10 protein-coding genes are annotated in these 11,041 nt (G+C 71.2%); 9 read left to right on the forward strand and 1 reads right to left on the reverse strand.

Translation table 11 applies throughout. The features are described 5' to 3' along the window. Nucleotides 1-972, reverse strand: a 972-nt coding sequence (locus I5I_RS06395; protein WP_036317779.1) for an AAA family ATPase, incomplete at its 3' end; no start/stop codon positions are given. Between the two features lie 59 nt (nt 973-1,031). On the opposite strand from I5I_RS06395, the gene I5I_RS06400 reads away from it, so the two are divergent. The 9 genes from I5I_RS06400 (at nt 1,032) to I5I_RS06440 (ending at nt 10,975) form a co-directional block, all read left to right on the forward strand. After that, a complete protein-coding gene (locus I5I_RS06400; protein WP_036317781.1) occupies nt 1,032-1,802 on the forward strand; it encodes an ABC transporter ATP-binding protein in 771 nt (256 codons plus the stop codon). Further along, a complete protein-coding gene (locus I5I_RS06405; RefSeq protein ID WP_036317784.1) occupies nt 1,784-3,364 on the forward strand; it encodes a hypothetical protein in 1,581 nt (526 codons plus the stop codon). The genes I5I_RS06400 and I5I_RS06405 overlap by 19 nt, the downstream gene beginning before the upstream one ends. Further along, complete coding sequence (locus I5I_RS06410) at nt 3,361-4,341, forward strand: NAD-dependent epimerase/dehydratase family protein (RefSeq protein ID WP_036317785.1); 981 nt, start codon at nt 3,361-3,363, stop codon at nt 4,339-4,341. The genes I5I_RS06405 and I5I_RS06410 overlap by 4 nt, the downstream gene beginning before the upstream one ends. Nucleotides 4,342-4,561: 220 nt before the next feature. After that, nucleotides 4,562-5,611 (forward strand): N-acetyl-gamma-glutamyl-phosphate reductase, encoded by a 1,050-nt coding sequence (argC, locus tag I5I_RS06415; protein WP_036317788.1) that lies wholly within the window; start codon nt 4,562-4,564, stop codon nt 5,609-5,611. Further along, complete coding sequence (gene argJ / locus I5I_RS06420; RefSeq protein WP_036287164.1) at nt 5,608-6,765, forward strand: bifunctional glutamate N-acetyltransferase/amino-acid acetyltransferase ArgJ; 1,158 nt, start codon at nt 5,608-5,610, stop codon at nt 6,763-6,765. Before argC ends, argJ begins: the two co-directional genes overlap by 4 nt. Continuing rightward, nucleotides 6,762-7,664, forward strand: coding sequence for an acetylglutamate kinase (argB, locus tag I5I_RS06425; protein ID WP_036317790.1), 903 nt, complete (start codon nt 6,762-6,764; stop codon nt 7,662-7,664). Before argJ ends, argB begins: the two co-directional genes overlap by 4 nt. Then, a complete protein-coding gene (locus I5I_RS06430) occupies nt 7,661-8,941 on the forward strand; it encodes an acetylornithine transaminase (protein ID WP_275574460.1) in 1,281 nt (426 codons plus the stop codon). Before argB ends, I5I_RS06430 begins: the two co-directional genes overlap by 4 nt. Next, a complete protein-coding gene (gene argF / locus I5I_RS06435; RefSeq protein ID WP_036317792.1) occupies nt 8,938-9,861 on the forward strand; it encodes an ornithine carbamoyltransferase in 924 nt (307 codons plus the stop codon). Before I5I_RS06430 ends, argF begins: the two co-directional genes overlap by 4 nt. 25 nt (nt 9,862-9,886) lie before the next feature. Then, complete coding sequence (locus I5I_RS06440; protein ID WP_036317795.1) at nt 9,887-10,975, forward strand: DUF418 domain-containing protein; 1,089 nt, start codon at nt 9,887-9,889, stop codon at nt 10,973-10,975. Nucleotides 10,976-11,041 lie beyond the last annotated feature (66 nt).

An 11,041-nucleotide genomic window follows, 5' to 3' on the forward strand; every position in this document is an offset into this window, starting at 1 on the left:
GGCGCGCTGGATCATTCGGGCCAGCGGCGTCAGCAGTGACACGTGCAGACTCGCCTCGGGCTCGTTGAGCACAAGCAGCGGGGCGGGCCGCGCCGGGAGCAGGGCCGCGCACAGCAAGAGGTAGCGCAGCGTCCCGTCCGACAGCTCGGCGGCATCCAGCGGACGCAGCAAGCCGTTCTGGTGCAGGACGAGGCGAAACAGGCCCTCGCTCGACTCGATCTCGACGCGAGAGCCGGGAAAGGCGTCACGGACGGCGCGTTGCAGGGCATCGCCGTGGCCGGCATCCACGATCGTCGCCCACGTGGCTGCCAGGGTTGCCCCGTCGTGCGACAGCGTCGGAGTCCGGGTGCCGACCTGCGGTCGGCGGGCCGGGGCCTGCGCATCCACGCGGAAATGGTCGTAGAAGCGCCATCCGCTCATCGTGCGCCGCAGCGCCAGCAGTTCGGGCGCCGTGTCACCGTCGGCAAGATCGGTCACGATGCTCTCGTAGGGCGCGAGGCGCTGGTCGAGGTCGGTCCATCGACCGTCGCGCACGCGGGTCGCCTGCCGTCGCCGGTCGATCAGCAGCGCTGCGGGCTTCGCCACAGGGCCGGCGAAGACCTGCTCGCGCTTGATCTCGGGGTCACGGGCGAACGGGTTGGCGACGGAGGGGTCCGATTGCGGGATGCCGAGGTCGATGAGGTAGCCGAGTTCGTCCGAGGAGAAGCCCAGCATCAGGGCGATCGGTCCGCGGCGCACCGTGCCTTGGGTGCCGCCGTTCTCCGGACCCGCCCAGAGCACGGACGACAACCCGCCTTCGCGCGCCACGGCGCCGACGACCTCGCCGCGCGCCGAGGCTGCGAGAAGACGCAGAGCGCGGTAGAGGTTGGACTTGCCCGACCCGTTGGGGCCGGTGACCACGGTGAGCCCGCCCAGGGGCACCACGACATCCCGGAGAGAGCGATAGCCGGCGACGGCGAGGGTCTGCAGCATGCGGTCATGGTGCCAGAGCCTTCCGACACCCCGCAGAGGTCGGGCTAGGCTCGGTGGGGATGACTGATACGCAGATGGTCCCCGCCCTGCAGCTCGCAGGCCTCGTGAAGCGCTTCGGAGACAAGACCGCGGTCGGCGGCGTCGACCTGAACGTTCCCGCCGGCTCGTTCTACGGGCTGGTCGGACCCAACGGGGCCGGAAAGACGACGACCCTGTCGATGGCCACCGGCCTGTTGCGACCCGACGCCGGCAGCGCCTGGGTGCACGGCGTCGACGTGTGGGCCGACCCGGTGCGCGCCAAAGCCCTCATCGGCAACCTCGCTGACGGCGTTCGTCTGTTCGATCGACTCACGGGCGAGCAGCTCATCACCTACACGGCGATGATGTTCTCGGTGCCGCGCGATCAGATCGCGCCTCGCGTGGCCGACCTGATCGCTCTGATGGACCTCGGCGAGGCCGCCGGAACGATCGTCGCCGACTACTCCGCGGGCATGACGAAGAAGGTCGCGCTTGCGTGCGCACTGGTGCACGCGCCGCGTCTCCTGGTGCTCGACGAGCCGTTCGAATCGGTCGACCCGGTCTCAGCGGCCAACATCGAGGACGTCCTGCGCTCCTACACGTCCTCGGGCGGCACGATCATCATCTCCAGCCACTCGATGGACCTCGTGCAGCGTATGTGCGACCACGTCGCCGTCATCGCGGCCGGTCGCGTCCTGGCCGCCGGAACGGTCGACGAGGTGCGCGCGGGTGAGAGCCTGCAGGACCGTTTCCTCTCGCTCGTGGGAGGTCGCCACACGTCGGAAGGACCGCAGTGGTTGCGACAGTCCTGAGGCTGAGGTACCGCATCCTCGGCAACACCCTCGCGCGTCGCCCCTGGCAGCTGGTCGGCTTCTGCTTCGGCATTCTCTGGGCGCTCGGCATCCTCACGTCCGTGGTCGCGGGCCTCGTCGCCGTCGCGGTGTTCCAGAGTCTGGACGGCGCGCGCGCCGTCGCCATCATCGGCGGATCGGCACTGCTGCTGGGCTGGGTGCTGGGCCCCGTGCTCGTCACGGGCATGGACACGACGGTGGATGCCGACAAGCTCGCTCCGTTCCCGCTCAGCACGCGGCAGATCATGCTGGCCCTCACCGCCACCGGTCTCACCGGCATCCCCGGCATCGCCACGTCGATCGCGGCGCTCGCGACGCTCGCACTCTGGTTCCGGTGGCCGCTCGCCGCGGGCACCGCGCTCGTGTGCGTCGCTCTGGCGGTGCTGACGTGCGTCGTGGCGTCGCGGCTCGTGTCTGCGCTCTCACGCGGGGTGGGGGGAAACCGACGCGGGCGCGAGTTCATCGGCACGATCGTGCTCGTCCTGCTGATCATGGCCGGTCCCATCGTGACCGGCACGCTCGCCCTGACCTCGACGGCCGGCGTCCGCGAGCGCATTCCGCAGATCGCGGGCGTGCTCGGATGGACGCCGATCGGCGCCGCGTGGGCCGTTCCCGCTGACGTCGCGGCCGGGCAGTGGGCGGCTGCGGCCGCGCGTCTGCTCATTGCGGTGGCAACCCTCGGCGTGCTGTGGCTGCTGTGGGCCCGCGCGCTTCGCGGTGCCGTGACCGCGCCCCGGCAGCGAAGCGCCAAGGTCGCCCGCTCCGGAGCCCTCGGGCTGTTCGGGCGCATGCCGACCGGGGGCGTCGGAGCGACGTGGGCGCGGTCGCTGACGGCCTGGCTGCGCGACCCGCGATACCTGCGACAGCTCTTGATCGTGCCGCTGTTCCCGCTGCTGTTCGCGTTCACGGGCGGCATCGACGGCTTCATGTTCTCCGGCTCCGCGGTGCTCGTAGCCCTGGTGCTGTGCCTCGCCGGCTACACGGACGTCTCCTACGACGGCACGGCTTTCGCGTCGGTGCTCGCAACCGGCATCCGCGGGCGCGACGATCGTCTCGGCCGCATGCTCGGGGCGGCAAGCATCGGCATCCCGCTCGTCGTCCTGCTGGCGGTGGTCACGACGGCGGTGAGCGGGCGTCTCGCGCACCTGCCCGGCATCCTCGGGGCCTCGCTCGGTCTGGTCCTCGGCGGGTACGGCGTCTCGGCGGTGTCGTCCGCGCTGCTCGTGACGCCGGTCGCCGCGCCGGGCGACAGCCCGTTCAAGAGCGTGCCCGGCCAGACGTTCCTGACCGGCCTGCTCGTGTTCGTCGTGATGGGCGCCTGCCTCGTCATCGGAGCGCCGGCCATCGCGTTCGCTGTCGCGGGCTTCATCACGGGCGCGGCGGTTTGGGGATGGGTGGCGCTCGTGGTCGGCATCGTCGTCGGCGGCGGTGCCGCCGCCCTGGGGGTGTGGCTCGGCGGACGGACGCTGGATCGCACCGGTCCTGACCTTCTCCAGCGCATCAAGGCTTTCCCGACGACATGACCGATGTTCTGATCCTCGGCGGGACCGGATGGCTGTCCGGGCGCATCGCGGAGCGCTGGCGGGATGCCGGTGCCGCCGTGACGGTACTCGCCCGCGGCGGCCGCGACGCGCCGGCCGGCACCCGGCTGGTCGTCGCCGATCGGGAGCGCGACGATGCCTACACCGCCGTCGCGGATCGCGAGTGGGACGAGGTCGTCGACATCTCCTCCACCGCCGACCACGTGCGTGCCGCGACCGCCGTGCTCGCGGAGCGGACGCGGCACTGGACGTACGTGTCGAGCGTCTCCGCCTATGCGACAGACGACGTGGCGGGCGCCGACGAGTCCGCCGCCCTCGCCGTCGCCGCCGAACCCGGCGACCCGTACGACTACCGGCGCGAGAAGGCCGCCGCCGAGCAGGCCGTGACAGCCGCCCTCGGCCGCCGTGCGGCCGTGGTGCGCCCGGGGCTGATCGTCGGCCCGGGTGACCCCACCGATCGCTTCGGCTACTGGGTCGCCCGCCTCGCCGCTGCGGCGGCCGAGCCCGTGCTGATTCCCGACGCACCCGGCGCGCGGATGCAGGTGATCGACGTCGACGACCTGGCCGACTTCGTGGTCGAGGTGGGCGCGGCGCGCTTCACCGGTGCCGTCAATGCCGTCGGCGACAGTCTTCCGCTGGAGGCGGTGCTCGCCATCGCTCGCAGCGTCGCCGGTCACACCGGCCGCCTCGTCGGGGCCTCCGCGCCGTGGCTCGTCGCGCACGGCGTGGGGTACTGGGCGGGGGAGCGATCGCTGCCGCTGTGGCTGCCCGACGATGTGCCCGGCTTCGCGACTCGCGCCAATGGCACCTATCGCATTCTCGGCGGACGCCACAGGCCGCTGGAGGACGTGCTGCGGCGCGTGCTCGCCGATGAGCGCGGACGGGGACTGGACCGTCCCCGCTCCGCCGGGCTCACGCGCGCTGACGAGCGCGAGCTCCTCGATGCCCTTGCGCAGTGACGGTATCGATTTGCGGCGACGACGCGCCGCGCGATAGCGTCTCCGCATGCACGCCGCCGCTCCCGTCACCGTTGCCACGGTGCTGCGCGCGCGCCGACGTCAGGACGGCCGCCGACTCTAGGCGACCCCGCGAGCTCCCTGTCGTCGCGACGGGTCGAGTCGCCGGTGTCGCCGCTTCGAGCCCACCGTTTGCCGACTCACGTCACAATAAGGTTGAACAATGACCCTTTCGGTCGCCGTCTCCGGCGCTTCCGGCTATGCCGGCGGCGAGATCCTGCGCCTCCTCGCCGCTCATCCCGACGTCCACATCCGCACCGTCACCGCGCACAGCAACGCCGGCGATGCGCTCATCCAGCATCAGCCCCACCTGCGTTCGCTGGCCGACCTCACCCTGCAGCCGACGACGCCCGAGGTGCTCGCGGGCCACGACGTGGTCTTCCTCGCGCTCCCGCACGGCCAGTCCGGTCAGTACACCGACGCGCTCGCCGACACGCCCCTGGTCATCGACGCCGGTGCCGACCACCGTCTGATCTCGCCGGCGGCGTGGGACGCGTTCTACGGCGGCGCCTTCCACGAGCCGTGGACCTACGGCGTGCCGGAGCTGATCGTCGGCGCGGGCGGGCAGAAGCAGCGTGAGCACATCGTCGGCGCCTCCCGCATCGCCGCCCCGGGCTGCAACGCCTCCACGGTGGCGCTGAGCCTCGTCCCCGGCGTCGCGGCCGGCGTCATCGACGCCCGCGACATCGTCAGCGTGCTGGCCGTGGGGCCCTCCGGGGCGGGTAAGAGCCTGAAGACGAACCTTCTCGCATCCGAGATCCTCGGCACCGCGAACCCGTATGCCGTCGGCGGAACGCACCGCCACATTCCCGAGATCCAGCAGGCGCTCACGGCGGCCGGCGCTTCCGAGGCCCGCATCTCCTTCACGCCCGTGCTGGTGCCGATGGCTCGCGGCATCCTGGCCACGTCCACCGCGCCGATCGCGGACGGCGTGGCGGATGCCGAGATCCGTTCGGCCTGGGAGAGTGCGTACGGCGGCGAGACGTTCGTTCACCTGCTGCCCGAGGGGCAGTTCCCCCGCACGGCGGACGTTCTGGGCGCCAACACCGCCCTCGTCGGACTCGCGGTCGACCGCGCCGCGAACCGCGTCGTCGTCGTGACGGCCGTCGACAACCTCGTCAAGGGCACCGCCGGTGCCGCCATCCAGTCGATGAACATCGCCCTGGGCCTTCCGGAGGCCACGGGCCTGACCGTGAACGGAGTGGCACCGTGAGCGTCACCGCCCCTGCAGGATTCGCCGCCGCCGGCGTCGTGGCCGGTCTCAAATCGACCGGCAGGCCCGACGTCGCCGTCGTCGTCAACCGCGGCCCGCTGAAGGTCGGAGCCGCCGTGTTCACCAGCAATCGTGCCAAGGCCAACCCGATCCTGTGGTCGCAGCAGGCCATTCAGGACGGCACTGTCGAGGCGATCGTGCTCAACTCGGGCGGCGCCAACTGCTTCACCGGGGCGTTCGGCTTCCAGACCACTCATCAGACGGCGGAGAAGGCCGCCGAGCTGCTGAGCATCAGCCCCGGCGACGTGCTCGTGTGCTCCACCGGCCTCATCGGCACGGGCGACGAGGTCTTCCGCGGCAAGGTCCTTGCCGGTACCGAGGCGGCGATCTCCGCCCTCTCGGACGACGGCGGCGACCACGCGGCGCGCGCCATCATGACGACCGACACCGTACCCAAGACCGCTGTCTTCGCCGGTGACGGGTGGACCATCGGGGCGATGGCCAAGGGCGCGGGGATGCTCGCTCCGGGCCTTGCCACGATGCTCGTGGTCATCACGACCGACGCGGTGCTGTCGGCCGACGAGGCGGATGCGCATCTGCGCGCCGCCACCCGGGTGAGCTTCGACCGACTCGACTCCGACGGCTGCATGTCGACCAATGATCAGGTGACGCTGATGGTCAGTGGCGCGAGCGGCGTGACGCCCGACGCGGACGCGTTCCGTGCGGCTCTCGTCGAGGTGTGCACGAGTCTCGCTCGGCAGCTGCAGGCCGACGCCGAGGGCGCCAGTCACGACATCACCATCCGCGTCGTGGGCGCGGCATCCGAAGACGACGCCGTCGAGGTGGGCCGCTCGGTCGCACGCAACAACCTCTTCAAGGCCGCGATCTTCGGCAACGACCCCAACTGGGGCCGGGTTCTGGCGGCGATCGGCACGACGCAGGCGGCCTTCGACCCGTACGCCGTGGACGTGAGCTTCAACGGGGTGCGGCTGTGCAGCGCCGGCGCCCCTGACCGTCCCCGCGAGGAGGTCGACCTCACGCCGCGCGCGACGGACGTGCTCATCGACCTCAAGGAGGGTGACGCGGCGGCGACGATCTTCACGAACGACCTGACGCACGACTACGTCCACGAGAACAGCGCGTACAGCTCATGACCGAGAAGATCCAGCACACCACCCCCGAAGAGGCCGCCGAGAAGGCCGCCGTCCTCATCGAGTCCCTGCCGTGGCTGCAGCGCTTCCGCGACCAGATCATCGTCATCAAGTACGGCGGCAACGCGATGGTGTCCGAAGAGCTGCAGGACGCGTTCGCGCAGGACATCGCCTATCTTCGGTTCGTCGGCGTGAAGCCGGTCGTCGTGCACGGCGGCGGCCCGCAGATCTCGCAGATGCTCGATCGGCTCGCCATCCCCAGCGAGTTCAAGGGCGGGTACCGGGTGACCTCCACCGAGGCGATCAGCGTCGTTCGGATGGTGCTCACCGGCCAGGTGAATCCGCAGCTGGTCGGGCGCATCAACGCGTTCGGCCCCTTCGCCGTCGGTGTGTCGGGCGAGGACGCGGGGCTCTTCCAGGGCCGGCGGCGGGGTGTGGTGATCGACGGGACCGAGCACGACCTCGGCGCCGTCGGCGATGTGGTCCGTGTCGACCCGCAGCCGGTGCTCGACCAGCTCGCCGCCGGTCGCATCCCGGTGGTCTCGTCGATCGCGCCCGACCTGGACAACCCCGGGCAGTCGCTGAACGTCAACGCGGATGCGGCGGCGGCGGCTCTGGCCATCGCGCTGGGCGCGGCGAAGCTCGTCGTGCTCACCGATGTCGCGGGCTTGTACGCCGACTGGCCGAACCGCGACTCGTTGGTCTCGCATCTGACCGCCGACGAGCTGCGCGCGATGCTGCCGCGGCTGGAGTCGGGCATGATCCCGAAGATGCAGGCGTGCCTCGACGCCGTCGACGGCGGCGTCGACACGGCGGCGATCATCGACGGACGCCAGCCTCATTCGGTGCTGGTCGAGGTCTTCACGGAACAGGGAATCGGAACAGAGGTGGTGGCGCAGTGAGCGGCGTACAGGAGCAGACGACGGCAGCGACGATGTGGCAGGAGGACGCCGGGCGCGACCTCGTCCGCAACGCCGGCGACCGGATGGCTCTGTTCGTCCGCGGCGAGGGGTCGTCGCTGTGGGACGCGGACGGACGCCGCTACCTCGATTTCCTCGGCGGCATCGCCGTCACCTCCCTCGGTCACGCGCACCCCGTCTTCGTGGAGGCCGTGTCGCGCCAGGCCGCGACGCTGTCGCACGTGTCGAACTTCTTCGCGACGCCGCCGCAGCTGGCACTGGCAGCCGAGCTCAAGCGCCTCACGGGCGCGGGCGACGCCGGACGCGTCTACTTCGCCAACTCGGGAGCCGAGGCGAACGAGGCCGCGTTCAAGCTCGCGCGCCTGCACGGAGCGGCGACGGATGCGCGTGCCGCGCGCCCCCGCATCCTGGCACTGAAGGACGCGTTCCACGGGCGCACGATGGGCACGCTCGCCCTCACCGGCAAACCGTACATGCAGGCACCGTTCTTGCCGATGGTCCCGGGCGTCGAGTTCCTCGACTCGACCGTGGAGGCCCTCGAGGCCGCGATCGGCGACGACGTGGCGGCCCTGTTCGTCGAGCCGATCAAGGGCGAGGCGGGTGTCGTGCCGCTGCCGGAGGGGTACCTCGCGGCAGCGCGTGAGATCACCGCGCGTCACGGTGCGCTGCTGATCGTCGACGAGATCCAGACGGGTGCGGGTCGAACCGGCGCCTGGTTCGCCTTCCAGCACGAGGGGATCACGCCCGACGCGATCACGGTCGCCAAGGGCATCGGCGGCGGCTTCCCGATCGGCGCGCTCATCACGTTCGGCGCCGCCAGCGACCTCTTCTACCCGGGCACCCACGGGTCGACCTTCGGGGGCAATCCGCTCGCGACGGCGACCTCCCTGGCCGTGCTCGGCGAGATCGATCGCGCGGGGCTCGTCGCCAACGCCGCCGTCCGCGGCGAGCAGCTGCGTGCCGCGATCGATCAGATCGACTCGGTGCTGATCGACGGATGCCGCGGGCGCGGTCTGCTGCTGGGCGTCGCGCTGCGGCATCCCGTCGCCGGTGCCGTCGTGGCCGCCGCGCAGCAGCACGGTCTCATCGTCAACGCCGCCAATGACAGCACGATCCGCATCGCGCCCGCGCTGACGATCGGCGACGTCGAGATCGACGAGTTCATCGACCTGTTCACCCGTTCCCTCGCGACCGTCGCCGACGCCCTCGTGCTCGATGCGTCCGACACCCACCCCTCGACCCCGGAGGCCTCCGCATGACCCGCCATCTGCTCCGCGACGACGACCTCAGCCCGGCCGAGCAGGCCGAGATCCTCGATCTCGCGGTCTCGCTCAAGAAGGACCGCTGGAAGCTGAAGCCCCTCGAAGGCCCGCAGACCGTGGCGGTGATCTTCGACAAGAGCTCGACCCGCACGCGCGTGTCGTTCGCGGTGGGTATCGCCGATCTCGGCGGCTCGCCCCTGGTGATCTCGACGGCGAACAGCCAGCTCGGCGGCAAGGAGACCCCCTCCGACACCGCGCGCGTTCTGGAGCGGCAGGTGGCGGCGATCGTCTGGCGCACCTACGCGCAGGCGGGGCTCGAGGAGATGGCGCGAGGCACGACCGTGCCGGTGATCAACGCGCTCAGCGACGACTTCCACCCCTGCCAGCTGCTCGCCGATCTGCTCACCATCCGCGAACACAAGGGTGAGCTGAAGGGGCTGACCCTCACGTTCTTCGGCGACGGCACCTCGAACATGGGCCACTCCTACGTGCTGGCCGGCGTGACGGCGGGGATGCACGTGCGCGTCGCCTCGCCCGCCGCCTACGCTCCTCGCGCCGATGTCGTCGCCGACGCCGAGCGGATCGCTGCGACCACAGGAGGCTCGGTCACGCTCTTCACCGATCCCGCCGCGGCCGCCGCCGGCTCCGACGTCATCGTCACCGACACCTGGGTGTCGATGGGCAAGGAGGAGGAGAAGATCCAGCGCGTCCACGACCTCGGCGGGTACAAGGTCACGCAGGCGACGATGGAGCTCGCCGATCCGGACGCGATCTTCATCCACTGCCTGCCCGCCGACCGGGGCTACGAGGTGGATGCCGAGGTCATCGACGGACCGCAGAGCGTGGTCTGGGATGAGGCGGAGAACCGACTCCACGCCCAGAAGGCTCTTCTGGTCTGGCTGCTGCGTCAGCAGTGACCCGGATGCGGACGGCGGGACGACGATGACGGCCCTCCGTCCGCGACCGGTGACTGCGCTCGCCGGTGCCGGAAGGCTTGCGGGCATCGACCTGGCCCGCGGGCTGGCAGTGTTCGGGATGTTCGCCGCGCACCTCCTGGTGACCCCGCACTTCGATGCGGCGCAGCCTGCGACCTGGGTCGATCTCGTCAACGGGCGGTCCTCGATCCTGTTCGCGACGCTCGCGGGGGTCTCGATCGCTCTGATGAGCGGCGCGCGGGCGAGTGCGGGCAGCAGCCCCGCGTCGGGCCGGACGCTCGTCGTCGCGCGGCGCCGACTGGTCGTGCGTGCGGTGATCATCTGGGGCATCGGGATGCTGCTGAACGCGACGGGCGTGCCGGTCTACGTGATCCTGCCGGCGTACGGCATCCTCTTCCTCCTCGCGGTGCCGCTGCTGCCCCTGTCGGCATCGACCCTCTGGGTGCTCGCTGCCGTCGTCGGTGTCGGCGCGCCGTGGCTGCTGCCGCTCGCAGATCGGGTTCTCGTGGCCGCCGGGCCGGTCGGCGGCGATCTCGTTCTGCTGCTGGGCTGGCACTACCCCTTCCTGCTGTGGGCGGCCTTCCTGATCGCGGGCCTGGCAGCCGCACGCTCCGACCTGCGCTCCCCGCGCACTCTCGTCGCGCTGGCCGTCGGTGGTGCGGCGTGCGCGATCGCGGCGGCCGCGGCATCCACGGTCATCGACGTCGACGAGGATTCCTACCTCGGACGTGTGCTGGCCGACGGCGCCCACTCCGGTGGCGTGCTCGAGGCGGTCGGGTCGGGCGGCTTCGCGCTCGCCGTCGTCGGCCTGTGTCTGCTGATCTGCCGCACGCCCGCGCGCATCGTGCTGCTGCCGGTGCGCGCGGTGGGGTCGATGCCGCTGACCGCATACGTCGGCCAGATCGCGGCGTGGGCCGTGTGGGCGTCGTTCGCTCTGGGCGACGTCGGAGATCTGTCGGGCTTCCGCGCCCTGCAGCCGTTCTGGCCGTTCGTCGCGGCGACGCTCGTGTTCTGCACCGTGTGGGCGCTCCTCCTCGGCCGTGGTCCCCTCGAGCGCGCCGTGGCGTACGCCACGCGTGTCGTCATCCCCGGCTGAACTGCTCAGCGGCGGCGGGAGCAGCGTCGCGCCGCATATCCGCGGCGATAAGCCGCAAGACCTCCC

Origin of the sequence: Microbacterium sp. B24 (assembly GCF_000333415.1) — a bacterium.
In the GTDB taxonomy this organism is placed as follows: domain Bacteria; phylum Actinomycetota; class Actinomycetes; order Actinomycetales; family Microbacteriaceae; genus Microbacterium.

Excerpts from the sequence above, each read along its gene's own strand:
- argC (WP_036317788.1), top strand. The coding sequence starts at position 4,562 with ATGACCCTTTCGGTCGCCGTCTCCGGCGCTTCCGGCTATGCCGGCGGC.
- argB (WP_036317790.1), top strand. The coding sequence starts at position 6,762 with ATGACCGAGAAGATCCAGCACACCACCCCCGAAGAGGCCGCCGAGAAG.
- I5I_RS06440 (WP_036317795.1), top strand. The coding sequence starts at position 9,887 with ATGACGGCCCTCCGTCCGCGACCGGTGACTGCGCTCGCCGGTGCCGGA.
- I5I_RS06400 (WP_036317781.1), top strand. The coding sequence starts at position 1,032 with ATGACTGATACGCAGATGGTCCCCGCCCTGCAGCTCGCAGGCCTCGTG.
- I5I_RS06410 (WP_036317785.1), top strand. The coding sequence starts at position 3,361 with ATGACCGATGTTCTGATCCTCGGCGGGACCGGATGGCTGTCCGGGCGC.
- argF (WP_036317792.1), top strand. The coding sequence starts at position 8,938 with ATGACCCGCCATCTGCTCCGCGACGACGACCTCAGCCCGGCCGAGCAG.